This window comes from Mycolicibacterium rutilum (genome assembly GCF_900108565.1).
In the GTDB taxonomy this organism is placed as follows: domain Bacteria; phylum Actinomycetota; class Actinomycetes; order Mycobacteriales; family Mycobacteriaceae; genus Mycobacterium; species Mycobacterium rutilum.
The window spans coordinates 336,749-362,780 of the sequence record NZ_LT629971.1 but is presented as its reverse complement, the minus strand read 5'-3'; the positions used below and the strand labels follow the sequence as shown (position 1 = coordinate 362,780).

The following is a 26,032-nucleotide window of genomic DNA, read 5'->3' as shown; positions in this document are numbered from 1 at the left end:
CATCGGCACGGCTACAACCCCAATTCGGTGAGGCCGGGGTGGTCGGCGGGCCGCGGGCCGGAACGGTCCCAGTGGAACAGCCGCTGCTCCTCGCTGATGGCCACGTCGTTGATGCTGGCGTGCCGGGTCTTCATCAGCCCGCTCTCGGCGAACTCCCAGTTCTCGTTTCCGTATGCACGGAACCAGCGCCCCTCGGCGTCGTGATACTCGTAGGCGAACCGGACCGCGATGCGGTCCTCGCCGAACGCCCACAGTTCTTTGATCAGGCGGTACTCCAGTTCGCGTGCCCACTTGCCGGTCAGGAACTCGATGATCTGCTCGCGGCCCTGCAGGAACGTCGACCGGTTACGCCACCAGCTGTCCGGCGTGTAGCCGAGCGCGACGCGTTCGGGATCGCGCGTGTTCCAGAGGTCCTCTCCCGCACGGACTTTCGCGACCGCGGTGTCATGGGTGAAGGGCGGAGCCAACGTGGTCATTCTTCAGTTCCTTTCGATGAATGCGAGCAGGTCGGCGTTCACGGTGTCGGCGTCAGTGGTCGGCAAGCCATGCGGCAGGCCGTGATAGGTCTTGAGGACGCCGTTCTTGAGCAGTTCGGCGGTCTTCGGTCCGGCTGCGCGGTAGGGGACGATCTGGTCGTCGTCACTGTGGATCACCAGTGTGGGAACAGTGATCTTCTTCAGGTCGTCGGTGAAGTCGGTCTGCGACCAGGCCACGATCCCCTCATAGTGGGCGTTGGCCGCCCCGGTCATGCCCTGCCGCCACCAGTTGGCGACGATCGCCTCGGAGTAACGGGCCTGCGGGCGGTTGAAGCCGTAGAACGGTCCCGAAGCCACGCTGCGGTAGAATTCGGAACGGTTCGCCGCCAACTGGGCTTGCAGATCGTCGAACACCGCCTTCGGTTGCCCGTCGGGGTTGGTGTCGGTCTGCACCATCAGGGGTGGCACCGCGCACAGCAGGGCCGCCTTGGCGGCGCGTTGCTCGCCGTGTCGGGCCAGGTATCGGACCACTTCGCCCCCGCCTGCGGAATGACCGACGTGAATGACGTCGTGCAGATCGAGGTGGTCGACCAGCGTGGCGAGATCATCGGCGTAGCGGTCCATGTCATGTCCGCCGGCCGTCTGCGTAGAGCGGCCGTGGCCGCGACGGTCGTGGGCCACCACGCGGTAACCGCGCTGCAGGAAGAACAACATCTGTGCGTCCCAGTCGTCGCTTGACAGTGGCCAACCGTGACTGAAGACGATCGGCTGACCGCTGCCCCAGTCCTTGTAGAAGATGTCAGCGCCGTCGTCGGTGTGCACTATTCCCATGGGATGGCCTTTCGTTGTGTCCGTGTGCTTTTGCTCACCGCAGGGTCAGGCGACGCTGCGGATGGTCCCGCCGTCGACGCGGATGGTGGCGCCGCTGATGTAGTCGGCGTGCTTGCCGGCCAGAAAGACGACCGCGGCGGCGATTTCGTCGGGCCGTCCGAACCGGCCGACGTCGTTGGGGATCCACGATTCGGCCGCCACGCGTTCGACGTCGCTGAGGTTGCCCGTCCATCCATGCTCGGGCGCGATCCGCATCAACAGCTCGGCCACCTGGTCGGTCAGGATGGCCCCCGGGGCAACGGTGTTGGCGGTGATCCCGGTGCCCGCCAGCTCACGGGCCAGCGAGACCGTCAGGTTGTGGCGGGCGGCCAGCGTCGCCTGGTAGTGCGGCTGGATCGCCATCGGCTGCACGGCGAGTCCGCCGCCGATCTGGATGACCCGTCCCCAGCCACGCTGCCGCATGGCCGGCGTCAGGTGGCGGATCATCCGTACGCCGGACACGACGTTGGCCTGGTAGACCTGCGCCCACTGTTCCGGAACCGCGTCGCTCCACGACAGTTCCTCGTACCCGCCGGCGTTGTTGACCAGGATGTCGATCGGTCCGCCCGCCGACGCGGCGTCGGCGACATACGCGGCGCCGGCGTCGGTGCTCAGGTCACCGACAACCGGGACGGCCTCGATGCGGTGCGCGACGGCCTCGGTGCGGTCCCGATCCCGGCCGTGTACCACGACCGCGGCGCCCTCCTCGGCAAGCATCTCGGCGATCGCCGCTCCGATGCCGGCGCTCGAGCCGGTGACCAACGCCCGTCGGCCCACCAAACCCATGTCCATAGCGTTCTCTTTCTGCCTGTCAACCTGCTCCCAGCGTCGACCCGCGAGCGCGGCCCGCGCATCGGCAACTGGCCAGTCCAAGTCGCCAGTCCCTGAACAGTGACTCGCCGAGCGCACGCTTGTGTGCACCCCTACCTGGGGATATGCGGACAGAACCGTGCGCTCGGCGAGGGGCGGGCGGGCGGAGTCAGTCGGGCAGCACGCGCTCGAGTTGCGCACGCGAGGAGATCCCGAGCTTGGTGAACACCTTGCTCAGGTGGTACTGCACGGTGCGGGCGCTGATGAACAGCCGAGACCCGATCTCCGGGTTCGACAGCCCGTCGCGGGCCAGCCGGGCGACCTGCGCCTCCTGTGCGGTGAGCTGCTCGGCGCCGGTCGCGGCGTCGATCTTCTGCGCGGTGTCGCCGACGGCCTTCAGCTCGCGCCGCGCCCGTTCGGCGAACGCCGCCATGCCCATGGACCCGAGCATGTCGTGGGCGACTCGTAGATGCGCACGGGCGTCGCTGCGCCGACGTTCTCGCCGCAGCCATTCCCCGTAGAGAAGATGGGTGCGGGCGAGTTCGGTGCGGATCCGGGTGCGCTCGAAGTGCTCGATAGCCTCCAGGTACAGCCGTTCGGCGTCGTCTGCGTCCTCAGCGACCAGCGCGCGGACCCGGCACCCGACACCCAGCGCCCACGGCGTGCCACTCGCGGCGGCCATCGTGGCCAGCTCCTCAGCGGCTCGCACGGCGACCTCGTCCTCTCCGACGCGCACCGCCGCCTCGACGAGTTCCGGAAGAGACCAATGCATCGCGGTCAGCTCGCCCGGGAAGGCCGCCGCCCTGCTGGCCGCGGCGAAGGCCCGGTGGTAGTCACCGATCCCGTTGTGCAGCACCGCTTCTGCCCACCATGCGACGGTCAACCCGTTACCTTCACCCCGGCCGCTCACCTCGGTGACCGTGGCGTCGATGAGCGCCGACGTCCGTTCGCGGTCACCGCGCAGCGCCGCCACTCCCAACGCGGCATACGGTGCCAACCTGCTACCCGTTGCGTCCTGGGCGGCCTGCAACTCGTCGACCACGGCCGCGGCTTCGGCCAAATTGCCGAAGAACAGCAGGGGATAGGCACGCGAGCTGAGCGCGATCGGTAGCTCGCTGAGTGTCCCGGTGTGGCGCGCCAACTCGACGTGACGACGGGTCATGACTTCCAGACAGTTGTCGTCCCAGGCGAAATGAGCAGCCGTCGACGCCAATAGGGCCCACCGTAGGTGCTCGGCCGGGGCGTCGACGAACGCGCCGAGCACCGGACCGAGCGCTGGCGCGGCGGCGACGTACCCGCGGGTGTAGTGCGTCACCAGCCAGTCGAGCAGAAGACCGGGTGGGGACGCGGAGTCGGCGGGTGCGCCTGCGGCGGCGTGCGCCACTTCTCCGACGGTGGCGTTCACCGCGAGTCGCCCCGCGAACATGGACGCGAGGAACGCTTCGAGAAACGTTGTCCGACAGAGCTGTACGTCGTGATCCTTGAGTTGTTCGGCGGCCGCCAAGAACAGCGGGGGTGCGTCGCTGCCGTGGCTGGTGGCGAACGCGATCTGAGCCCGCGCGGAGTCCACGCGTGCGTGCTGGACCTCGGACAGGGGTTCGCTCTCGGCCATGGCCAGCAGGTCCAACGCGCGGTCGTAGGCCCCGGCCTGGATCTTGGCCACTGCGGCGGTCAGTGCGCGGTCCGCCCGCACCGCGGAGTCGGGTGTCAGCCCCGCGGCACGCTCCAGAAACGCCGCCGCCGCCCCGACCCCGCCGCGGGCCTGCGCCCGGTCGGCGGACCGCACCAACTCCTCCGCCACCGCTTCGTCAGGACCCGGGGTGGCGTTGGCCAGATGCCAGGCCTGCCGGTCGGGATCGAGATCGGCGTCGGTGGCCTCGGCGAGCACCCGGTGCACCTCGAGCCGATCGGCGACCGACGCGGACTTGTAGGTCGCCGAACGCACCAGCGGATGCCGGAACCGGACCCGCGTCGCAAACGTCGCCAGATCGGCCTCGACGACCGGTGCGATCGCGTCCCTGCCGAGCCCTATCAGCTCGGCCGCCCGCCACAGCAGCCCCAGATCGCCGGTCGGTTCGGCCGCGGCGAGCAGCAGCAAGCGGCGGGCCGCTGCGGGCAACGCTTCGATGCGGTGCCCGAACCTCTGCTCCATGTCGGCCGAGATGCCCACTGCCGCAGGAAGTCCGAAGCCGCCGGCGAGCTCACCGGCAGGAAGTGACCGGGGGATCTCCAGCAGGGCCAACGGGTTCCCGCCGGTCTCGGCGACGATCTGATCGCGCACCCGGTCGTCGAGGGGCTCTGACAGCACCGCGTTGAGCAGCGCCCGCGCGTCGACGGCGCGCAGGCCGCTGACGACGAGCACCGGCAGGCCGTCGACCGCGTCGCTGGGCTCCCGCGCGGCCAGCACGAGCCCGACCGACTCGGCACCGAGGCGTCGCGCGACGAACGCCAGCACCTGTGCTGAGGCGCGGTCGAGCCAGTGCTCGTCGTCGATCAGGCACACCAGGGGTCGCTGCTCTGCAGCGAGCGAGAACAGGTTCAGCACCGCCAGCCCGACCAGGAATCGATCGGGTGCAGGACCGCTCGTCACACCGAGCGCGACGCTCAACGCCGTGTGCTGATTGTCGGGCAGCCGGTCCAGTTGGTCCAGCAGCGGTAGGCACAGCTGGTGCAGCGCTGCGAACGCCAACTCCATTTCGGCCTGTACGCCGGAGGCCCGCAGGACGCGGCACCCGGTGGCCCGGGTCGCCAGGTAGTCCAGCAGCGCCGTCTTCCCGACTCCGGCGTCTCCGCGAATGACGAGGGCGCGGCTTTCCCCGGACGTCACGGCATCGAGGAACCGGTCGAGCACAGCCGTCTCGTCGCGACGCCCCGTCAGCGGCGTCGCGGCTCGCGAGACATCGCCGACCTGCACGGACCGACGCTATACCGCCACGCGATCTCGGCAAAGCCCTTAGCGCACAGCCTTGATCACCTGCACCAGGTTGAACTGCCACCGCTCGACCAGCCGGAGCCCGAGATCGTGGGTGACGGCAAAGGCGCGGGTGCCGCCGAACAGCGGACCCGGCGGGATCGCCACGCCGGTTTCGTGTGCGGGCGCCGCCGGGTCGGCCTGCGTGAGGATCCACACCGTCGCGCAGTGCTGCAGCGGCCCGACGGAGGCCTCGGGGATGAGGTTGGTGTCGAACACCGCGTGCGTCTCGGTCGCTCGCTGCCACAGGCTGACGTCGACGAGCGGACGGAAGGCGTCGGGCCGCGCGGCCATCAGCGGGCGCATCGGTGCGGGATGGAACGTGACGGTGTCGTTGACCAGCAGGCAGTCCCCGGGCGACGCCGACGCGGTGATCAGGTCGGCCACCGGGCTGTAATCCATCCCGTACTTCGCGTACGGACCGCGTTGCACCGCAACGTAATTGTGTGCCGTCAGCACCGCGAACACTCCGACCACCGCCGCCGCCACCCACCCCGACCGGCTCACCGCGACGATGCACACCCCGAGCAACAGCGCGACCGCAGGCGCGGTGAAGCACAGATATCGCGGCGTGTAGAGCGGTTCGGCGACCGCCGAGTACGCGACGATCACCGTCGTCGGCGCCACGATCCACCCGACCGCCAGCGCCACCACCTCCCGCTGGCCGGCCAGCCGCCGCGTCGCCACGGCCACGACCACCACCAGCCCGGCCAGCACCGCGAAGTACGGGTCGCGATCGAAATACTGTTGCACGGCAACGTCTTCGAAGGTGCGCCAGCCGATCGGCGTGATCCAGCTGATCTGCTGCGCCTGGCCCGCGACCAGCGCCACGAACGGCGCCGTCGCCGCCAGCGCCACCGCCGACGTCACCCAGAACGCGGGGGTGCGCCGCCGCGACACCAGCACGAACACCGCGTGCGCGAAAACCAGCAGCGCCAGGTACACGTCCAGCACCACCGACACCGCCAGCAGCACGCCGTAACCCAGCCAGGCCCAGCGGGATTCACGCCGGTGCGCCCACACCAGCACGACGGCCAGCCACACCGCCAACGCCATCGTCAGCGCATACGGCCGCGCCTCGATGCCTGCCCAGGTGCTGCGCGGCAGGATCGCGCACATCACGCCCGCGGTCACCCCGACGGCGCGCGAGGACACCTGGGTGCCCAAGACGACAACGCCGCCCGCGGCGGCACCGACGGCCAGCCCGCTGGGCACCCGGGACCAGAACTCGGTCGGCGGGAACAGCTCGAACCAGCCGTGCATCAGCACGTAGTAGAGGCCGTGCACGGCGTCCACGTCGTGCAGCATCTGCCACAGCTCGGGCAGCGAGCGGCTGTAGGAGGCCGAGATGGTGGCGGCCTCGTCGTACCAGAACGACGGGCGGCCCGCGCCGGCGAGGCTGACGGCCGCGCCGAGGACGGCGACGAGCAGCGGAGCCACCCAGGGCCGCTGCGCCCGTGCGTCTACCAGACGCGGATCCAGTCGACCAGCATCACCGACGGATACGGCGCCAGGGCGGGGTTGCCGCCGCCGGTGCCGCCGACGGCGAGGTTGAGGATCGCCTGCATCCAGTAGCCCGGGATGCCGAACGGCCAGCGCAGGTCGCCGGGACGGCCGTGCACCGGGATCGGCTTGGCCGGGACGTAGAAGTACGGCTCGGCGCCGTCGACGTAGTCGCGCCAGAACCGGAACCCGTCCTCGGCCCAGTTGACCCGCCAGTTGTGCCAGGCCGGGTCGACGAGCTGCGGGATCGACTTGCCCTCCCACGTCTTGCCGTTAGACGCCGCGTGCACGGTGGTGCCGGGCGGCCAGTCGCCGTTGCCGTAGTACTCGACGATGTCGACCTCGCCGTCGGGCAGCGGGTCCTGGTTGAGCAGCCAGTAGGCGGGCCACAGGCCCGGGTGCATGCAGTCGAGCTTGATCCGCGCTTCCCAGGTCGTGCCGATCTGCCCACGGAAGTGGCTGAGCACCTTGCCGCTGAAGTACTGGTCACCTTCGCGGGTCGCGCACAGCACCAGGTTGGAATTGCCGTCGACGAACACGTTGCGACGGTCGTCGCGGTAGTGGCCGGCCAGCGGGGGCGTGACCGGGTCGTCCCAGTTCTGGATCAGCCACTTCGACGGGTCGGGCGCCGAGCCGGCCGGGCCGTCGAACTCGTCGGCGAACAGGTAGGAGCCGGACGCGGCGACGGGTGGTTGCGCTGGTGGCGCGGGCCGCAGCGGCGACGCGTTCGCCACCGGTGTGGGCAGAGAGGCGCCGATGGCGGCGATCCCGGTCATCATCATCAGGCTGCGACGGTCGATTTCGGCCACAGCAGCACCATAGAGGGTTCACAGGCGAGTCGCGCCGGGTTCTGGCACGCTGGCGATCTGTGGCACGGTTTGATGGAGGGACCGCCGGGTAAGGAGGGCTTCGTGGACATCAAGGGGCTGTTCCAGTCGTGGCCGGTGTATCGCCAGCTCACCGGCGAGGACCGGTTGGGTCGCGGTAAGGCCGCCCAGTCCAAACGCTCGGCGGAGCTGACCCCGCGCACCGTCGACGCCGACCGCGTCGTGCACTCGGTGTGCCCGTACTGCGCGGTCGGCTGCGCGCAGAAGGTCTACGTCAAAGACGAGAAGGTCATCCAGATCGAGGGCAACCCCGACAGCCCGATCTCGCGAGGCCGCCTGTGCCCCAAGGGTTCTGCGAGCAAGCAACTGGTGACGGGACCGCAGCGGCTGACCAAGGTGCGCTACCGCCCGCCGTACGCCACCGAGTGGCAGGAGATCGACCTCGACACGGCGATGAACATGGTCGCCGACCGGGTGCTCGACGCGCGGGAGAAGGGCTGGCAGCAGTTCGACGCCGACCGTCACACGCTGCGCCGCACCATGGGCATCGCCAGCCTGGGCGGCGCGACGCTGGACAACGAAGAGAACTACCTGATCAAGAAGCTGTTCACAGCGTTAGGGGCGTTACAGATCGAGAACCAGGCGCGTATTTGACACAGCGCCACGGTTCCCGGTCTGGGAGCCTCCTTCGGTCGCGGCGGGGCGACGGATTATCAGCAGGACCTCGTCAACGCGGACTACATCGTGATCATGGGCTCGAACATGGCCGAGGCCCATCCGGTCGGGTTCCAGTGGGTGGTCGAGGCCAAGGCGCGCGGCGCCAAGGTCGTGCACGTCGACCCGCGGTTCACCCGCACCAGCGCGCTCGCCGACCGGCACCTGACGCTGCGCGCCGGCAGTGACATCGCGTTCCTCGGCGGGGTGATCAACTACATCCTGTCCAACGACCTCGACTTCCGCGAATACGTCACCGCCTACACGAACGCGTCGTTCATCGTCGACGAACGCTTCCAGGACGCCGAGGACCTCGACGGCCTGTTCTCCGGCTACGACGACGAGTCCGCCTCCTACGACCCGTCGACGTGGCAGTACGAAAGCACCGATCCGGAGTCCGGCGGCGCGGCGGCCAAAGAACAGGCGGTGCCCGACGAAAGCGGTTCGGGCGGACCGCCGGTCGAGGGCGGCGCGGGCGACATCCCCAACGACCCGACGCTGCAACACCCGCGCTGCGTCTTCCAGATCCTCAAGCGGCACTACGCCCGCTACACCCCGGAGATGGTCGAGCGGGTGTGCGGTGTCGCCGCGGAGGACTTCCTCGACATCGCGCGCGCCTGGACGGAGAACTCCGGGCGCGAACGCACCGCGGCGCTGGTCTACAGCGTCGGGTGGACCCAGCACACGATGGGCGCGCAGTTCATCCGCGCCGGGGCGATCATCCAGCTGCTGCTGGGCAACATCGGCCGTCCCGGCGGCGGGGTGTTCGCGCTGCGCGGGCATGCCAGCATCCAGGGCTCGACCGACGTGCCGACGCTGTTCAACCTGCTGCCCGGTTATCTCGCGATGCCGCACGCCGGTCAGGAGACGCTGGCCGACTACCTCGACGACATCAAGAGCCGCAACCAGAAAGGCTTCTGGCACAACGCCGATACCTACATGGTGTCGCTGCTCAAGGAGTACTGGGGCGAGCACGCCACCGCCGACAACGACTTCTGTTTCGATTATCTGCCCCGCATCAACGGCGACCACGGCACGTACCGCACGGTGATGGACATGGTCGACGGCAAGGTGTTCGGCTACTTCCTGCTCGGGCAGAACCCGGCGGTCGGGTCGGCGCACGGCCGGTTGCAGCGCCTCGGCATGGCCAACCTCGACTGGCTGGTGGTGCGCGACCTCGTCGAGATCGAGAGCGCGACGTTCTGGAAGAACGCCCCCGAGATCGAGACCGGCGAGATCAGCCCGGAGACGTGCCGCACCGAGGTGTTCCTGTTTCCGGCGGCGTCGCACGTCGAGAAGTCCGGCACTTTCACCCAGACCCAGCGCATGCTGCAGTGGCGCGACCAGGCCGTCGAACCGCCGGGCGACGCCCGTTCGGAGCTGTGGTTCTTCTACCACCTCGGCCGCATCCTGCGCGAAAAGCTCGCCGGCTCAACCGATGAGCGCGACAAGCCGCTGCTGAACCTCTCGTGGGACTACGAGCTGCACGGCGACGAACCTTCCGGCGAGGACGTGCTGCGGCGCATCAGCGGTGTCGACCTGACCACCGGCCGCGCCGTCGACAACTACCTGTCGCTCAAGGCCGACGGCTCCACGATGTGCGGATGCTGGATCTACAGCGGGGTCTACGCCGACGACGTGAACCAGGCCGCCCGCCGGGTGCCACACGACCAGCAGGGCCCGTACGAGTCCGAGTGGGGTTGGACGTGGCCGATGAACCGCCGCGTGCTCTACAACCGCGCGTCGGCCGATCCGCAGGGCCGGCCGTGGAGCGAGCGCAAGAAGCTGATCTGGTGGGACCCCGACAAGGGGGAGTGGACGGGCTACGACGTCCCCGACTTCGAGAAGACCAAGCCGCCGGACTACGAACCGCCCAGCGGCGCAGTCGGTGTCGAGGCACTGCGCGGCGACGACGCGTTCGTGATGCAGGCCGACGGCAAGGGTTGGCTGTTCGCGCCGAACGGGGTGGCCGACGGTCCGATGCCGACACACTACGAACCGCACGAGTCGCCGGTGCCCAACGCGTTCTACAAACAGCAGGGCAACCCGGCGCGCAAGGTGTACGGGCGGGCCGACAACCCGTCGAATCCGTCACCGCCCGAATTGCACGGTGACGTGTTCCCGTTCGTCTTCACCGCCGCGCGGCTCACCGAGCATCACACCGCGGGCGGGATGAGCCGCCAGCTGCCGTATCTGAGCGAGCTGCAGCCCGGCCTGTTCGTCGAGGTGTCACCCGAGCTGGCCACCGAACGCGGCCTGACACACATGGATTGGGCGCACGTGATCACCAGCCGCGCCGCGGTCGACGCACGGGTGTTCGTCACCGACCGGATGCGGCCGCTGCGCATCGAGGACCGCGTCGTACACCAGATCTGGATGCCGTACCACTGGGGCAACGTCGGGTTGATCGACGGCGACGTCGTGAACGACCTGCTCGGTGTGGTGGCCGACCCGAACGTCTTCATTCAGGAGAGCAAGGTTGCGACGTGCGACATCCAGCCCGGCCGTCGGCCCCGCGGCCCGGCGCTGCTGGAGTACATCGCGATGTACCGGGACCGCGCGCGCATCACGATCGACACCGGTACGAAACTCGACACGACCGAGGCGTCGACCGACCACACCGAGGAGAAGCCATGAGTACCAATAGCTTCTACGGCCCGCTGGACGACGTCGCCGCTGACGCCGGCTACGGCGAGCACCCGCCGAGGATGGGGTTCTTCACCGACACCTCGGTGTGCATCGGCTGCAAGGCCTGCGAGGTGGCGTGCAAGGAGTGGAACGGCGTCCCGGACGATGGGTTCAACCTGCTCGGCATGTCGTTCGACAACACCGGCGAACTGGGCGCGAACTCGTGGCGGCACGTGGCGTTCATCGAGCAGCCTTCCCGGGAGCGGGTGGATCTTGGTATGCCGGGCTTCGACCGCCCCGGCGACACGATGAGCGCCGAGACGCGCCAGGACTTCCGCTGGCTGATGAGCAGCGACGTGTGCAAACACTGCACGCACGCCGGGTGTCTCGACGTGTGCCCGACCGGCGCGCTGTTCCGCACCGAGTTCGCGACCGTCGTTGTGCAGCAGGACATCTGCAATGGCTGCGGGTATTGCGTGTCGGGCTGCCCGTACGGGGTGATCGAGCGGCGCGAGGGCGACGGTCGCGCCTGGAAGTGCACCCTGTGCTACGACCGGCTGCGCGACGGGCTCGAACCGGCCTGCGCGAAGGCCTGCCCGACGGACTCCATCCAGTTCGGCGTGCTCGACGAGCTGCGCGAGCGGGCGGCGTTGCGCGTCAACGAGTTACACGAGCGCGGCGTGACCGAGGCCCGGCTCTACGGCGAGGACCCCAACGACGGCGTCGGTGGCGACGGCGCGTTCTTCCTGCTGCTCGACGAGCCCGAGGTGTACGGGTTGCCGCCCGATCCGGTGGTGCCGACGCGCGACGCCGGCGCGATGTGGCGCTACGCCGGGATGGCGGCGTCGGCGCTCGTGGGCATCGCGGTGTCGTCCTTCTTCGGGCGGAAACGCTGATGCCACGCGAACAGCTCAACGTGCCGAAGGCCGAATTCCGGTCCTACTACGGCAGGCAGATCCTCAAGAGCCCGGTGTGGAACTGGATGATCGCGGCCTACCTGTTCTGCGGCGGGCTCTCGGCCGGATCGGCGATGCTCGCGGCCGGCGCCGACCTGACCGGTCGCCCGCAGCTGCGCAAGGTGAGCCGAATCGGTTCGCTGGTCAGCGTTTTGGCGAGCCTGTACTTCCTGATCGCCGACCTCGGCCGCCCGGAGCGGTTCCACCACATGCTGCGGGTGGCCAAGCCGAGCTCGCCGATGAGCATGGGCACCTGGATCCTGTCGGCGTACGGGCCGGGAGCCGGCGTGGTCGGCGTCGCGGAGATGATGCCGCGCCGGCTGCGGCGGACTTGGCTGGGCAGGCTGGTCGATGTCGTCGCGCGCCCGGCCGGCATCTGGGCGGCGGCGACAGCGCCGGGGGTGGCGTCGTACACCGCGGTGTTGTTGTCCCACACGGCCGTTCCGGCTTGGAAGGAAGCGCACCCGTATCTGCCGTTCGTGTTCACCGGATCGGCGGCGGCCAGCGGCGCCGGATTGGGAATGCTGTTGGCGCCGTACGGCGAGACCGGTCCGGCGCGACGCATGGCGGTGCTGGGCGCGGGCATGGAGGTCGCGGCGTCGCGCACCATGGAACGTCGGCTCGGGATCGAGGGCGAGGCCTACACGACCGGGCGGCCCCACCGGCTGCGGCAACTGTCGGAGGCGCTGACCGTCGGGGGAGCGCTCGGCGCGGTGGTCGGACGCAACCGCGCGGTGCTGGCCGCGTCGGGCGCGGCATTGCTCGCGGGCAGCGCGCTGCAGCGGTTCGCGGTGTTCGAGGCCGGCGTCGCGTCGACCAAAGACCCGAAGTACGTGGTGGTCCCGCAGCGCGAGCGCCTCGAGTCTTCCCGGCCCCGCGAGACGTCTAGAGGTACACGTTGACGACAACCGAGCGGCCGCGGTCGACGCCCGCTGAGACGCGGCGGGCGATCTGGAACACGATCCGCGGCTCGTCGGGCAACCTCGTCGAGTGGTACGACGTCTACATCTACACGGTGTTCGCCTCGTACTTCGAAGGACAGTTCTTCGCCGAGTCCGAGAAGAACTCGACCGTCTACGTGTATGCGATCTTCGCGGTGACGTTCGTGATGCGGCCGGTCGGATCCTGGTTCTTCGGGCGGTTCGCCGACCGCCGGGGCAGGCGTGCGGCGCTGACGGTCAGCGTGTCGCTGATGGCGTTGTGTTCGGCGGTGATCGCGCTGGTGCCGTCGCAGGCGACGATCGGGCTGGCCGCGCCGATCGTCCTCGTGCTGGCCCGGCTGCTGCAGGGCTTCGCGACCGGCGGCGAGTACGGGACGTCGGCGACGTACATGTCGGAGGCGGCGACCCGCGAGCGTCGCGGGTTCTTCTCGTCGTTCCAGTACGTCACGCTGGTGGGCGGTCACGTGCTGGCGCAGTTCACGCTGCTGGTGCTGGATGCGTTCTTGACCGACGACCAGTTGCGAGATTTCGGTTGGCGCATCGGGTTTGCGATCGGTGGCGTCGCGGCGGTCGTGGTGTTCTGGCTGCGGCGCACGATGGACGAGTCGCTGTCCGAGGAGGTCATCGAGGCGACGAAGGCCGGCGAGGACACGGGAGCCGGTTCGATGCGCGAGCTGTTCACCCGCTACTGGAAGCCGCTGCTGATGTGCTTCCTGATCACGCTGGGTGGCACGGTCGCGTTCTACACCTACAGCGTCAACGCGCCGGCGATCGTGAAGACGGCGTACAAGGGCGAGGGGATGACGGGCACCTGGATCAACCTGGTCGGGTTGATCTTCCTGATGCTGCTGCAGCCGGTCGGCGGGATGATCAGCGACAAGGTGGGCCGCAAACCGCTGCTGCTGTGGTTCGGCTTCGGCGGACTGATCTACACCTACATCCTGATCACGTATCTGCCCGAATCCCGTTCGCCGCTCACGTCTTTCCTGCTCGTCGCGGTCGGTTACGTGATCCTCACCGGCTACACGTCGATCAACGCGCTGGTCAAGTCGGAGTTGTTCCCGGCGCGGGTGCGGGCGCTCGGTGTGGGCGTGGGCTATGCGCTGGCGAACTCGATCTTCGGCGGCACCGCCCCGCTGATCTACCAGGCGCTCAAGGAGCGGGACCAGGTGCCGCTGTTCATCGGGTACGTCACGGTGTGTGTCGCGGTGTCGCTGGTGGTCTATGTGTTCTTCCTGAAGAACAAGTCGGAGACGTACCTGGACCGCGAGCGGGGTGCGGCGTTCATCCGCTAGTCGACGCGTCGAAAAGTGTTCGGACGGCAGCCTTGTCGCCGTCAATGTCGACGAGCTCGGCCATGTCGTCGAGCGTGAGCATCCCGGTGGCGAGCCCGAGCACGATCTGGGCGTCGGCTCTCAGCACAGCATCGAATTCGGCGATGTCGGGCAGGGTCACCTCGATGCCGGCGGGGGTGCCGTGGACCTGCACGACGCCGCCGTCGACGGCCACGCCGACGGTCACTGTTCGGTCGGTACGACGGCCGGCGAACAGGGCGGGCAGCGCGAGGGTCAGCCATTCGTGACGGAACTCGTCGCCCTCGGGGCCGCGGACCATCATCGGTGTCGACCAGCGGATGAGTCCCTCGACCGGCTCGCGCAGTTGTGCACCCCAATCGGTGAGCGCATAGGTGACGGCGCCGTCATCGCCCAATCGCCGCTCGAGGACACCGGCGGTCTCGAGATCGCGGAGCCGGTCGGCGAGCAGGTTGGTGGCAATCCCGGGCAGCGCCTGGCGTAGATCGCGGTAGCGCGCGGGCGTGACCAGCAGTTGGCGCACGATCAGCAGGTTCCACCGGTCGCCGACGACGTCCAGCGCCCGGGCCAGCCCGCAATATTGGCCGTAACCTCGACTCATCGCCCTCACTTGTTAATCTAAAGCGCACTTGATTATATCAAGCAGTTGAGGGAAGGGGTGGAGATGGCTGTCAAAGAAAGGCCCGGGTGGGTCGACGACACGCTGTTCTCGTTCGAGAGCCGATTTATCGAGATTGACGGTCACACCGTTCACTACGTGGATGAGGGGTCGGGCCCTACGCTGCTGTTCCTGCACGGCAACCCCACGTGGTCGTTCGTCTATCGCGACGGCATCGCATCACTGCGGGACGAATTTCGTTGTGTCGCCGTCGACTTCCCGGGCTTCGGACTGTCCACGGCCGGTCCGGGATATGGCTATCTGCCGGTCGAACACGTTGAGGTACTGACCGCGTTCATCGACGCGCTGGGGCTGACGGGAGTCACGCTGGTGGCTCACGACTGGGGTGGGCCCATCGGGTTGGCGGCCGTGCAGAACCGACCGGCGGTGTTCGAGCAGTTGGTGCTGGCCAACACGTGGGCGTGGCCCATCGGCGCCCCGCATGTTCAGGTGATGTCGCACGTGATGGGCAGCCCGATCGGACGCCTACTGATCCGGCAGTTCAACCTGTTCGTCAACGTGATGATCCCCGCGGGGCATCGATTGACCAAGCCCAATCGCGACGAGATGAGGCATTACCAAAAGGCCCTCGACAGCGGAGCGAGGCGTGACCCGTCGGCGATCTTCCCCCGCGAGATCACCGCCAGCAGAGCGTTTCTCGCCGGCGTCGAAGCCGGGCTCGGCAATCTCGCCACATTGCCGACCCTGATCATCTGGGGCGACGCCGACATCGCGTTCGGGGACAGAGAACTTCGGCGCTGGGAGCAGACCTTGGCCGACCATCGGACCGTCATTGTCGAAGGCGCGGGCCACTTCGTCCAGTCCGACGCGCCGACCAAGTTCGCTGCGGCCATCCGCGCGTGGGGGCGCTGAGTACCTCGGTATTTGATGCGGTGTCGGCCTGCACCCTCCTTCTTGCCAGCCTTGTGGCGACAATGTCGCTCAATTACGACTGGATGTAGTTCTGCGAGGGGGTCGGCGTGCAGGGATGGGCGGCATCGAATGTGTCGATGCTGCTAAGTGTTTCGAGGGGTTAGTTCGGTGAGGGTTTGTAGGGTTCGTACCACCACCATTCGGCGCGTTGGCCGAGGGGTCCGTGCCAGGGTGGGACGGCCGGTGGGGGTTGGGTGGGTGGTCGGGCCAGGGAGGCGTTGGTGATGGGGTCGCCGTCGCGGTCGCAGACGACGAGTTGGTCGGCGGGTGCGCGGATGGTGATTTCGCCGCGGTGATGCATGCGGTGGTGGTGCGGGCACACCAGCACCAGGTTGTGCAGTTCGGTTACTCCGCCGTCTTCCCAATGCTGAATGTGGTGGGCGTGCAGGCCGCGGGTGGCTCCGCAGCCCGGGACTGCGCAGGTGTTGTTGCGGTATTCCAGTGCGCGGCGCAGCCGGCGGCTGATCACCCGGGTGCTGCGGCCGGTGCCGATGACCTGTCCGCGTTGTTCGAGCCAGATCTCGCAGTCGGCGTCACACAACAGATATTGGCGATCGGCGTCGGAGAGGGCGGGGCCGGCGTGGATCCAGCTGGCGCGTTTGTCGACATCGAGATGCACCATGACCGTGGTGTGCGCGCTGTGGGGGCGCCGCGCGACCTCGGCGTCCCAGGCGGTTTCGACCATCCGCATGAACGCATCGGTCAACGTCGGAAACGGCGGCTTGGTGCCCTGGGCTTTTTCGCGTTCGTATTGGCCGCTGGCCGCAAAACTGGGGGCGTCGGGATCACCGGCGGTATCGGGGCCGTGATCGCGGCGGTACTCGTTGATCAATGCGTCGCGGTGCGAGGCCAACGCGGCATCGACCTTGGCCGCTTCCAGATTCGGCACGGTGATGCGATACGTCGTGTAGTTGTCGCCGCTGCTTCTGGAGAACGATCGCTTGAACTCGGGTTCGGGTTCGCGCTCGGGTTCGGGGCGCACCTCCAAGCTGAGCGCTTTGCGTATTTGGCGCACCGTGGCCACCGCCGCGAAATCGGCATAGTGATCATCAGAGCCCTCGCCGGCGTGCGCGGCGATGACACCGACTTGATCCAACGACAGCCGGCCTTCGCGCATCTCGGTGGTGCAGCGCGGGAACTCGTCGTAGCGATCGGCGACGGCGGCCACATTGCCCGCGGTGGTTTCCGACATGCCCAGTCTCCAGGCCACCAACGCTTTGACCGACTTGAGCCCCGTGCCGGCCCACAAACCGTCGCGGTCGATCTCGGCGACGATCTCCACGATCTGACCGTCGATGGCGTTGCGCTGGCCTGACAATTCCGCCAACCGCTCATACAACTTCAACAACCGGTCCCCGCGACTCACCGCCGGAGCGTCATCAGATGCCGTCGCCGAAGCCATACCCGCATCATGCCAACACCCACCGACAGATCTCGTCGGCAGAACGCTCCTCAGTACAATCCCGGGGACTGCGAAACCGAGGAGGTGGCCGTGATGCGCCGCGCTGCCGTCCTGACCGATTTCGGTGACAGCGACATGTTCGCGATCTCGGACCTACCGATGCCGCGTCTCCGCCACTCCGACGAGGTGCTGGTTCGAGTCGCCGCGACGAGCGTCAACCCGATCGAATGGAAGATCCGTCAGGGTCTGGGTTTGCCAAAATGGCTGTGGCGTCGCCTCATCGGGTCACCGATGATCCTCGGTCAGGACTTCGCCGGTGTCGTCCTCGAAGCTGGCCCGGAGGCCGCTGGCTTCAAGGCCGGCGATGCGGTGATGGGTGTGCAGCCGATAGCGGGAAGCTACACAACACATCTCACGGCGAGAACGCGCGGCCGGCGCGCGGCGATCACGCACACACCCGCAGGCGTCTCATCCGGCGACGCCGCAGTGGTTCCGTTCGCCGGCCTCGTCGCCTACGCGGGGCTGGTCGTCCATGGTGCTCTGCGCGAGGGCAACAGCCGAGTCCTCGTGGTCGGCGCATCGGGAGGCGTCGGGCACCTGGCGGTGCAGATCGCGGCCAACGGGCTGGGCGCGGAGGTCATCGGGGTGTCGAGTTCCCGCAACGAAGCGTTCGTCACCGGACTCGGTGCCCGAACCGTCGCGCCGTATGACCGCATCGCCAAGTCCGAGTATCCGCAACACTTCCCGGGGTGGGAGCACAGCTTCGACCTCATCCTCGACTGCGTCGGTGACGACAGCTACTACACCGAGTCGGCGCCATGGCTGCTCAAGGACTCGGGTCGATACGTGACCATCGCCTTGCCGTCATTTCAGCCGGGGCGGCCGGGGGAGGACGTCGGGCCGCGCGACGGCGCCGTTCTGGTCGCGCAACTGGCACGCCGGTATGCCACCAAGCGGTACCGCTTGGTGCCCGGCCTTGTCGGGTTGCCCGCACGAGAGGGGCTGCCGAAGCTGGCGCGGTGGCTGGCGGAGGGCAAGGTCGTCCCGCGGGTGGCGTCCATGTACCGCCTCGACGAGATCGCCGCCGCACACCGCGAAAGCGAAGCCGGTCGAACCGTCGGCAAGATCGCCGTCCACATGCCCGACAGCCCCTAGTCCTCCAGCGCCCGCCCCACGATCAACGGGTCCGGCTCGCCGACCACCGAGTCGTCCTTGTCGTCATAGTCGAACCGCGACAACAAATATCGCATCGCGTTGATCCGCCCGCGCTTCTTGTCGTTGCTCTTCACGACGATCCACGGCGCGTAGTCGGTGTCGGTGGCGACGAACATCTCCTCCTTGGCCTTCGTGTAGGCGTCCCACCGATTGACCGCCTCCATGTCCATCGATGAGAACTTCCATTGCCGCAGCGGATCGACCAACCGGATCGCGAACCGCGTCCGCTGCTCACACGGCGACACCGAGAACCAGAACTTCGTCAGGTGTATCCCCGAGTTGACCAACATCTCCTCGAATGCCGGTGCCTGCCGCATGAACTCGGCGTGCTGCTCGGGTGTGCAGAAGCCCATCACCCGCTCGACGCCCGCGCGGTTGTACCAGGACCGGTCGAACAGCACCATCTCACCGCCGGTCGGCAGGTGCCGCACGTAGCGCTGGAAATACCACTGCGACTTCTCCTCCTCGGTCGGCTTCTCCAGCGCCACCACCCGCGCGCCCCGCGGATTGAGATGCTCCATGAACCGCTGGATCGAACCGCCCTTACCCGCCGCGTCGCGGCCCTCGAAGAGGATCACATGCCGCGCGCCGGTGCGCTTGCTCCAGTTCTGCAGCTTGAGCAGTTCGATCTGCAGGCGCCGCTTCACCCGCTCGTACTCGTCGCGCGACATCCGCGCGTCGTAGGGATAGTGCTCGCGCCACGTCTCGATCGGCCGACCGTCACGGTCCAGCAGGACGGGATCGTCTTCGTCCTCGTCGTTGACGGTGTAACCGTGGGCGTCGGTCGACAGCGCGTCGAGATCGATCTCCGGGTCTGCAGTGGTCATCGCTGGCTCCTGACGCCCGCCTACCCATCAGCGACGCTGACTAACCGCGCTAACCTCTGCGGCATGGCCCGCGCCCCGCTCACGTTCGCGTGGCTGCTCGCCCTGCTCGTGACCACGCGGTTGCAGCGCAGAGCCGGCCACAAGGGGTCGCGCCGCATCCAGCGCAACCACTCCACCAACCTGCGCCGGCTGCGGACCGAACCGCACCGGGTGCTGACCACCAGCCTGTTCTGGCTCGACGACGCGCGGTGGTGGCCGTACGTGCCCGTGTTCGCCGGCGTCGTCGCGCCCGCCGAACGCCGATTGCGTTCGTGGCGTTGGCTTCTCGTCGGCCTCAGCGCCCACACCATCGGCACCTACGTCGGCCAGAGTTACCTGCGGCTGCTGATCCGTCGGGGCCGGGCCCCGCAGCGTCTCGAGAACGCCCGCGACGTCGGCGTCAGCTACTTCGTGCTCGGGGTGGCCGGGGCGCTCACCGGGTCCACGCGACGGCCGCGCCGCACCCAGGCACTCGCACTGCTCGCGCTGGCGGCCAACACCGCGATCAGGCCGACGTTCACCGAGGTCGGCCACCTCACCGCGTACATCGTCGGCGTGGCGGCGACCCCGCTGACCCCGGACGACGCCGGTCCATACCCGCCGCGACGTTTGCGCGAGGCCATTCGGGGAAGCATGGGGCCATGCAGTGGGAATGCGCCGTCGTCGGCGCCGGAGCCGCCGGGCTGAGCGCCGCACTCGTCTTGGGGCGGGCGCGGCGACGCACGATCGTCATCGACGCCGACCAGCAGAGCAACCGTGCCGCGAGCGTCATCGGCGGTCTTCTCGGCTATGACCAGCGACCGCCCGCCGAGCTTTACGCGCAAGGACGCCGCGAGCTCACCGCCTATCCCAGCGTCGAGTACCGGCACGGTGAGATCGTCAGCGGCCGTCCCATGGACAACGGCTTCATCCTCGAACCCGACGACGGCGACCCGATCCTCACCAAGCGGGTGCTGCTGGCGACCGGCATGCGGTACTGCCCGCCCGAGCTGCCCGGGCTCGCCGAGCTGTGGGGCACCTCGGTGTTCCAGTGCCCGTTCTGCCACGGCTGGGAGATGCGCGACAAGCGGCTCGCCACCATGGCCGCCGGCGAGGAGGCCATGCACTCGGCGCTGATGCTGCGCGGCTGGAGCGACGACGTCGTGCTGTTGACCGACGGTCGCACCGACCTCTCACCCGCCGACATCAACGTCCTGCACGCGGCCAACGTCACCATCGATGACCGCCGCGTCGTCGAATTGCTCAGCGAGGACGGCAAACTGACCGCGATCGCGTTCGCCGACGGTGACCGCCTCGCCCGCGACGGACTGCTCGTCGAGGCGCCCCTCGAGCAGCGCTCCGAACTCGCCAAGCAGCTGGGCGCCGCCTGCACGCCCGGCCCGCTGGCCGCCGACACCATCAGCATCGACCCGATCCACCGCACCGAGGCCAGCGACGTGTTCGCCGCCGGTGACCTGTGCAGCGAGCAGCCCTATGTCGCGGGGGCGATCGCCGCGGGGTCGAAGGCGGCGATGATCATCGTGCAGAGCCTGCTGGCCGACGAGTTCGCCCTGCCCTATCCGCCGATCTGATCAGGGCCGCAACGCGACCCGGATGCACCCGTCGGTCTTGTTCTTGAACATGTCGTAGGCCCGCACCCCCTGCTCCAGCGGCAGGTCATGGGTGATCAGCAGCGACGGGTCGAGATCGCCCTGCTGGACGTAGTCGAAGAACTGCGGGATGTAGCGTTGCCCGTGCTGCTGCGCGGAGCGCAGGGTCAGGCCCTTGTTCATCAGCACACCCATCGGGAACTTGTCGGTCAGCCCGTACACGCCCAGCACCGACACCACACCGCCCTTGCGGCACGCCAGGATCGCCTCGCGCAGCGGTGCCGCGCGGTCGGTCTCCATGCGCAGCGCCTGCTTGGCGCGGTCGTAGACCTGCTGCACGCCGGTGCTGTGTGCCTCCATGCCGACGGCCTCGATCACGGCATCTGGTCCTCGGCCGCCGGTGAGCTCGCCGAGCACCTCCTGCACGCTGTCCACCTCGGTGTAGTTGATGGTCTCGGCGCCGAATTTCGCTGCCAGAGCCAGTCTCTCCGGATACCGGTCGATCGAGATGACCCGCCCGGCGCCGTTGAGCAGAGCGCTGCGCGCCGCCATCAGCCCCACCGCCCCCGCACCCCACACCGCGATCACGTCACCGCCGGCGATGTCGCAGAAGTCGGCGCCCATGTAGCCGGTCGGCACCGCGTCGGACATGAACAGGGCCTGCTCGTCGGTGACGAAATCCGGTACCGCAAAACAGTTCACGTCGCCGAACGGCACGCGCACGTACTGCGCGTGCGACCCGGCATAGCCGCCGAACGGATGTGTGTATCCGTAGATGCCCGCGGTCGACGTGCCCAAGATGGGCCGCTGCAGGTCCGCGTTCGGATTGGTGGTGTCGCACAACGAGTACAGATCGTGGTCGCAGTACCAACAGCGGTTGCACGCGATGAACGACGGCACCACCACCCGGGTGCCGACGGCCGTCGCGCTGACCGCGGAGCCGACCTCGACCACCTCGCCCATGAACTCGTGGCCGAACACGTCACCTTCGCGCATGCCGGGCAGGTAGCCGTCGATGAAATGCAGATCCGAACCGCAGGTCGTGGTCAGCTTCACCTGCACGATGACGTCGTGTGGGTTGAGAATCTTGGGATCGTCGACGGTTTCGACGGCGAGGTCGTTGACGCCGTTCCACACCAGTGCCTTCATGGGATGCCTTTCGGTCAGCGTTGCGAGTCGCGGGCGCTGGGGTTGTGTTTGATGGTCGGCACTTCGCCGGTCTGGAGCAGGGCGCGGGCCCGGTAGAGCGCCTTGTAGATGACCAGTCCGGTCAGCGCGCCGGGCGCCGGGGCGCTGGCCTTGCCGATCACCTCGGTGCCGCGGTCCTGGGGTGCGTCGCGGAACAGCAGGGTGACGCCGATGTCCTTCTCGGGGTCGACGTCGACGTAGCGCAACCGCGACTCGTCCTCCAGGGAGACGACGCAGTCCCACGCAGGACCGTCACCGAAAAACGCCCACCGCAACCGGTCGACGCCGGCCTCGTGCACGTCGGCGATGTCACCGAACACCTGTGACAGCCCGACCGGGTCACGGAACAGGTCGATCACCTCGCGCCGTGGCTTCCCGATGGTGATCGCCTGGATGTGCGACTCGGCGGTGGCCGCGTCGGTGACCTTCTCGGTGACTTTTCCTATGACCTGCTTGGCCTGTGCCAGCGCGGTGTCGACGACGTTCATGCGGTTCTCCTCGGATGTCTTCGCGTGCGGCTACCCCGTCAGCAGCGCGTCACACATGACAGGTAGGTCGCGCACGCGCACCCCGGTGGCGTGGTAGATCGCGTTGACGACGGCCGCGGCCGACCCGACGATGCCGATCTCACCGGCGCCGCGTGAGCCCATCGGGTTCGAGTGCGGGTCGGCGTCCTCGAGCCAGATCGCGTCGATGTCGGCGACGTCGGCGTGCGAACTGAAGTGGTAGGTGGCCAGGTCGCGAGTGACGATGTGGCCAAACCGATGGTCGCGCACGCTTTCCTCGTGCAGCGCCATCGACAACCCCATCGTCATGCCGCCGATCAACTGGGAGCGCAGTGTCACCGGGTTGATCGCCCGGCCGATCGAGAACACCCCGAGCATCCGCGACAGGTGGATCTCGCCGGTGTAGCGGCTCACCCGCACCTCGACGAAGTGCGCGCCGAACGAGTACATCGCATGGCTCTGCGCCTCTTCGTTTTCCGGCGCATCCACCAGCGTCGCGACACCGACTTCGGGGTCGTCGCCGTGATCGTGGCGGAACTGCCGCGCCGCCGCCACGATCGCACGGCCCCACGAACTGATGCCCGACGAGCCACCTTCCACCGACGCGGCGGGCAACGAGCTGTCGCCGATCTGCAGGTCCACCGCGGACAGGTCGCAGCCCAGCGCGTCCGCCGCGATCTGCGACAGCGCGGTCCACGTCCCAGTGCCGATGTCGACGGCCCCGATCTGTACGGCATAGCATTGCGGGGCAACGCATTCGATGCGCGCACTGTTGCCCGGCTGGATCATCGCCGGGTACACCGCGGACGCGACGCCGGTCCCGAGCAGCCACTCACCGTCGCTGCGGACCCCGGGCCGCGGATCGCGGGGCGCCCAGCCGAACCGGTCCGCCCCGGTGAGCAGACACTCCACCAGCCGGCGGTCCGACCACGGGTTGCCCGTCTCGGGGTCGACCTCGGGTTCGTTGCGAATGCGCAGTTCGATCGGGTCCACGCCGCACGCGACCGCGAGCTCGTCCATCGCGACCTCGAGTGCGAACATGCCCGGGCATTCACCCGGGGCGCGCATCCAGAACGGCACCGGCACATCGAGTTTCGCCAAGCGGTGCGACGTCTTCCGGTTCGCGCCGGCGTACATCATGCGCACCGGCACCGCGGCCTGCTCGGCGAACTCCTTGACGGTCGCGGTTTGGCTCACGACGTCGTGACTGATCGCGGTGATCGCACCGTCGCGGTCCGCCCCCAGCCGCAACCGCTGAATGGTCGGTGTGCGATACCCGACGAAGTCGAACATCTGCTGACGCGTCACTGCCAGCTTCACGGGCCGACCCGGCACCCGTTGCGCGGCCAGCACGGCGAGCACGTTGTGCGAGTGCGGTGCCCCCTTGGAGCCGAACCCGCCGCCGACGTTCTTCGCGATCACCCGCACCTGCTCGGGTTCGAGGCCGAACGTCGTCGCCATCTGCTTTCGGACGACGTGCACGCCCTGCGTCGAATCCCACAGCGTCAGCGTCTCGTTGTCCCACAGCGCGATACAGGCGTGCGGCTCCATCGGGTTGTTGTGCTCGTGCGGGGTGGTGTAGGTCTGGTCGACGACGATCGCCGCGTCGCGCAGCGCGGCCTCGGCGTCACCTTCGGCGGTGTCCGTCGGGTATCCGGCGTTGACCTGTTCTGGGGCATACAGTGTCGGGTGGTCAGCGCTGAGTTCGGTGTCGGGGTCGGCGGCGTCGTACTCGACGTGCACCAATGACGCTGCCTGCCGCGCGGTTTCGGCGCTCTCGGCGACCACGCCGCCGATCAGCTGACCGCGGTAGTGCACCTCCGGACCCTGCAGGATCGTCAGGTCGCCGTTAGAGGTGTCGGCCAGTCGGGCCTTGTCGAACACCGTGAGGACCGCGAGGACGCCGTCGAGCGCCTCGGTGGCGGAGGTGTCCATCACGGTGATCCGGCCGTTGGTGACGGTGGCCTGGACCGGGTGCAGGTAGGCGGCGTTGTCGACGGCGTACTCGTAGGCGTATTGCGCGGTTCCGGTCACCTTCGCGGGCCCGTCGAGGCGGGTGACGCGGGTGCCGATGGTGCGGATTTCCAGGGCGGTCATCGCTCCGCTCCCGTCAGTTCGGCCAGCGTCGCGACGATGGCGCGGCGGGTCAGCGCCACCTTGAACTCGTTGCCCGGCACCGGTTTCGCCTGTTCCAGCTCGGCGTCGGCCGCGCGGCCGAAGGCGTCGACGTCGCAGGACGCGCCGGCAAGAGCATCCTCGGCGAGGGTGGCGCGCCACGGTTTGTGCGCGACGCCGCCGAGCGCGATGCGGGCCTTGGCCACCGTGCCGTCGTCGACGACGAGTTCGGCGGCCACCGACGTCAGCGCGAACGCGTACGAGGCGCGGTCGCGCACCTTGCGGTACGTCGAACGGGCGCCGTCGGGCGGCGGCGGGATCTCGACCCCGGTGATCAGCGCCCCGGCCGGCAGCTCGGTGTCCTGGTCCGGACGGTCGCCGGGCAGCCGATGAAACGAAACCAGCGGGACCCGGTGCTCGCCAGAGGCATCCACGTAGACGACGACGGCGTCGAGCGCGGCCATCGCGACCGCCATGTCCGACGGGTGCACGGCGATGCAGTGCTCCGAGGCGCCGAGGATCGCGTGGTAACGGACGTAACCGCCGATCGCCGAGCAGCCGTCGCCGGGGTTGCGCTTGTTACACGGCGTGGTGACGTCCTGGAAGTACACACATCGGGTGCGCTGCAACAGGTTTCCCGCGGTGGTGGCGAGGTTGCGCAGCTGGCCGGACGCGGCCGACAGCAGTGCGCGCGCCAGCACGGGGTAGCGGCTGCGCACCACCGGATGGGCGGCGAGGTCGCTGTTGCGGACGTCGGCGCCCACGCGCAGGGACCCGTCGGGCAGCTGCTCGACGTCGGTGAGCGGCAGGTGACCGACGTCGACCACCAGCGACGGTTCGAGGATGCCCAGCTTCATGTGGTCGACGAGGTTGGTGCCGCCGGCCAGGAACACCGCGTCGGGTCGGTCGGCGACCGCGGTGACGGCGTCGGCGACACTGGTCGCCCGGTGGTAGTCGAAAGGGATCATCGGGCGGCCTCGTGGATCGCGGCGACGATGTTCGGGTAGGCGGCGCAGCGGCACAGGTTGCCGCTCATCCGTTCGCGGATCTCGGCGTCGGACAGTTCCGGCGACTCGTCCAGGTCGGGGGTGACGCTGCTGGGCTGGCCGGCCTTGACCTCGTCGAGCATGCCGACTGCCGAGCAAATCTGACCCGGCGTGCAGTAGCCGCACTGGAAGCCGTCGTGGTCGAGGAACGACTGGGCGACCGGATGCAGCGAGTCACCGTCGCCGAGGCCGGCCGCGGTGATCACCTCGGCACCGTCGTGCGCGACCGCGAAGGCCAGGCACGTGGTGGCGCGGCGGCCGTCGAGCAGCACGGTGCAGGACCCGCACTGGCCGTGGTCGCAGCCTTTCTTGGGGGCGGTGACGCCGAGGTGTTCGCGAAGCAGATCGAGAAGGGTGATGCGGTTGTCGACGTGCACCTGGTGCTGCGTGCCGTCGACGGACAGCGTGATGTCGGTGAAGTGGGCTGACTCCATTGACGTCACGTACCCGGGATCAGCCAGGCGAAACGACGGCACACCACAATGGCCCACCACAATGGGGAGCC

22 protein-coding genes are annotated in these 26,032 nt (G+C 68.4%); 8 read left to right on the top strand and 14 right to left on the bottom strand.

Annotated features, from left to right (window positions below; all coding sequences use genetic code 11):
* Positions 1-11: 11 nt before the first annotated feature.
* The 6 genes from BLW81_RS01675 to BLW81_RS01650 form a co-directional block, all read right to left on the bottom strand.
* Positions 12-476 (bottom strand): nuclear transport factor 2 family protein, encoded by a 465-nt coding sequence (locus BLW81_RS01675; protein ID WP_083405687.1) that lies wholly within the window; start codon positions 474-476, stop codon positions 12-14.
* 3 nt (positions 477-479) lie between these two features.
* Positions 480-1,307, bottom strand: coding sequence for an alpha/beta fold hydrolase (locus BLW81_RS01670; protein WP_083405686.1), 828 nt, complete (start codon positions 1,305-1,307; stop codon positions 480-482).
* A 45-nt stretch (positions 1,308-1,352) separates the two neighbouring features.
* Complete coding sequence (locus BLW81_RS01665; protein WP_083405685.1) at positions 1,353-2,138, bottom strand: SDR family NAD(P)-dependent oxidoreductase; 786 nt, start codon at positions 2,136-2,138, stop codon at positions 1,353-1,355.
* A 187-nt stretch (positions 2,139-2,325) separates the two neighbouring features.
* Entirely contained in the window at positions 2,326-5,070 is a 2,745-nt protein-coding gene (locus BLW81_RS01660; protein WP_083405684.1) for a helix-turn-helix transcriptional regulator, read from the bottom strand.
* A gap of 39 nt (positions 5,071-5,109) precedes the next feature.
* On the bottom strand, positions 5,110-6,567 hold the full coding sequence (locus BLW81_RS01655; RefSeq protein WP_083405683.1) for a glycosyltransferase family 39 protein: 1,458 nt from the start codon (positions 6,565-6,567) through the stop codon (positions 5,110-5,112).
* Between the two features lie 23 nt (positions 6,568-6,590).
* Positions 6,591-7,430 (bottom strand): glycoside hydrolase family 16 protein, encoded by an 840-nt coding sequence (locus BLW81_RS01650; RefSeq protein WP_083410257.1) that lies wholly within the window; start codon positions 7,428-7,430, stop codon positions 6,591-6,593.
* Positions 7,431-7,511: 81 nt separating this feature from the next.
* Here BLW81_RS01650 and fdh point away from each other — a divergent pair, with 81 nt between their 5' ends.
* Genes fdh through BLW81_RS01625 form a run of 4 tightly spaced genes read left to right on the top strand, consistent with a single transcriptional unit; the run spans position 7,512 to position 13,991 of the window.
* Positions 7,512-10,808, top strand: a complete 3,297-nt coding sequence (gene fdh / locus BLW81_RS01640) for a formate dehydrogenase (RefSeq protein ID WP_157897541.1) — start codon at positions 7,512-7,514, stop codon at positions 10,806-10,808.
* Positions 10,805-11,695, top strand: a complete 891-nt coding sequence (locus tag BLW81_RS01635) for a 4Fe-4S dicluster domain-containing protein (RefSeq protein WP_083405680.1) — start codon at positions 10,805-10,807, stop codon at positions 11,693-11,695. The genes fdh and BLW81_RS01635 overlap by 4 nt, the downstream gene beginning before the upstream one ends.
* On the top strand, positions 11,695-12,657 hold the full coding sequence (nrfD, locus tag BLW81_RS01630; RefSeq protein WP_083405679.1) for an NrfD/PsrC family molybdoenzyme membrane anchor subunit: 963 nt from the start codon (positions 11,695-11,697) through the stop codon (positions 12,655-12,657). Before BLW81_RS01635 ends, nrfD begins: the two co-directional genes overlap by 1 nt.
* Positions 12,654-13,991, top strand: a complete 1,338-nt coding sequence (locus BLW81_RS01625) for an MFS transporter (protein ID WP_083405678.1) — start codon at positions 12,654-12,656, stop codon at positions 13,989-13,991. The genes nrfD and BLW81_RS01625 overlap by 4 nt, the downstream gene beginning before the upstream one ends.
* Here the strand turns inward: BLW81_RS01625 and BLW81_RS01620 are convergent.
* Positions 13,981-14,610 (bottom strand): winged helix-turn-helix transcriptional regulator, encoded by a 630-nt coding sequence (locus BLW81_RS01620; protein WP_083405677.1) that lies wholly within the window; start codon positions 14,608-14,610, stop codon positions 13,981-13,983. The two genes, BLW81_RS01625 and BLW81_RS01620, sit on opposite strands and share 11 nt — an antisense overlap.
* 63 nt (positions 14,611-14,673) lie before the next feature.
* Between BLW81_RS01620 and BLW81_RS01615 the strand changes: the two genes are divergently transcribed.
* On the top strand, positions 14,674-15,540 hold the full coding sequence (locus tag BLW81_RS01615) for an alpha/beta fold hydrolase (RefSeq protein WP_083410256.1): 867 nt from the start codon (positions 14,674-14,676) through the stop codon (positions 15,538-15,540).
* A gap of 160 nt (positions 15,541-15,700) precedes the next feature.
* Here the strand turns inward: BLW81_RS01615 and BLW81_RS01610 are convergent, their stop codons facing one another.
* The gene (locus BLW81_RS01610; RefSeq protein WP_083405676.1) at positions 15,701-17,002 is read right to left on the bottom strand and encodes an HNH endonuclease signature motif containing protein; all 1,302 of its coding nucleotides are present in this window, start codon (positions 17,000-17,002) and stop codon (positions 15,701-15,703) included.
* Positions 17,003-17,095: 93 nt separating this feature from the next.
* Here BLW81_RS01610 and BLW81_RS01605 point away from each other — a divergent pair, with 93 nt between their 5' ends.
* Positions 17,096-18,157 carry an NADP-dependent oxidoreductase gene (locus tag BLW81_RS01605; protein ID WP_162277395.1) on the top strand — a complete coding sequence of 354 codons (1,062 nt, stop codon included), beginning with the start codon at positions 17,096-17,098 and terminating at the stop codon, positions 18,155-18,157.
* On the opposite strand, the gene ppk2 is transcribed toward BLW81_RS01605, so the two are convergent.
* On the bottom strand, positions 18,154-19,044 hold the full coding sequence (ppk2, locus tag BLW81_RS01600) for a polyphosphate kinase 2 (protein ID WP_083405674.1): 891 nt from the start codon (positions 19,042-19,044) through the stop codon (positions 18,154-18,156). The two genes, BLW81_RS01605 and ppk2, sit on opposite strands and share 4 nt — an antisense overlap.
* Before the next feature lie 63 nt (positions 19,045-19,107).
* Here ppk2 and BLW81_RS01595 point away from each other — a divergent pair, with 63 nt between their 5' ends.
* Together BLW81_RS01595 and BLW81_RS01590 are read left to right on the top strand one after the other, a co-directional pair.
* Complete coding sequence (locus tag BLW81_RS01595; protein ID WP_083405673.1) at positions 19,108-19,770, top strand: rhomboid-like protein; 663 nt, start codon at positions 19,108-19,110, stop codon at positions 19,768-19,770.
* Entirely contained in the window at positions 19,725-20,654 is a 930-nt protein-coding gene (locus BLW81_RS01590) for an NAD(P)/FAD-dependent oxidoreductase (RefSeq protein ID WP_083405672.1), read from the top strand. The genes BLW81_RS01595 and BLW81_RS01590 overlap by 46 nt, the downstream gene beginning before the upstream one ends.
* Here BLW81_RS01590 and BLW81_RS01585 read toward each other — a convergent pair whose 3' ends face one another.
* The 5 genes from BLW81_RS01585 to BLW81_RS01565 are packed head-to-tail and all read right to left on the bottom strand — an operon-like array spanning position 20,655 to position 25,961.
* Entirely contained in the window at positions 20,655-21,821 is a 1,167-nt protein-coding gene (locus BLW81_RS01585) for a zinc-dependent alcohol dehydrogenase (RefSeq protein WP_083405671.1), read from the bottom strand. It lies immediately after the preceding gene.
* 14 nt (positions 21,822-21,835) lie between these two features.
* Positions 21,836-22,348, bottom strand: coding sequence for a hypothetical protein (locus tag BLW81_RS01580; RefSeq protein ID WP_083405670.1), 513 nt, complete (start codon positions 22,346-22,348; stop codon positions 21,836-21,838).
* A 30-nt stretch (positions 22,349-22,378) separates the two neighbouring features.
* Positions 22,379-24,463, bottom strand: a complete 2,085-nt coding sequence (locus tag BLW81_RS01575; protein WP_083405669.1) for a xanthine dehydrogenase family protein molybdopterin-binding subunit — start codon at positions 24,461-24,463, stop codon at positions 22,379-22,381.
* Positions 24,460-25,449: an FAD binding domain-containing protein gene (locus BLW81_RS01570; protein WP_083405668.1), complete on the bottom strand. Its 990-nt coding sequence runs from the start codon at positions 25,447-25,449 to the stop codon at positions 24,460-24,462. Before BLW81_RS01570 ends, BLW81_RS01575 begins: the two co-directional genes overlap by 4 nt.
* Positions 25,446-25,961 carry a 2Fe-2S iron-sulfur cluster-binding protein gene (locus tag BLW81_RS01565; protein WP_083405667.1) on the bottom strand — a complete coding sequence of 172 codons (516 nt, stop codon included), beginning with the start codon at positions 25,959-25,961 and terminating at the stop codon, positions 25,446-25,448. The genes BLW81_RS01570 and BLW81_RS01565 overlap by 4 nt, the downstream gene beginning before the upstream one ends.
* Positions 25,962-26,032: the final 71 nt, after the last annotated feature.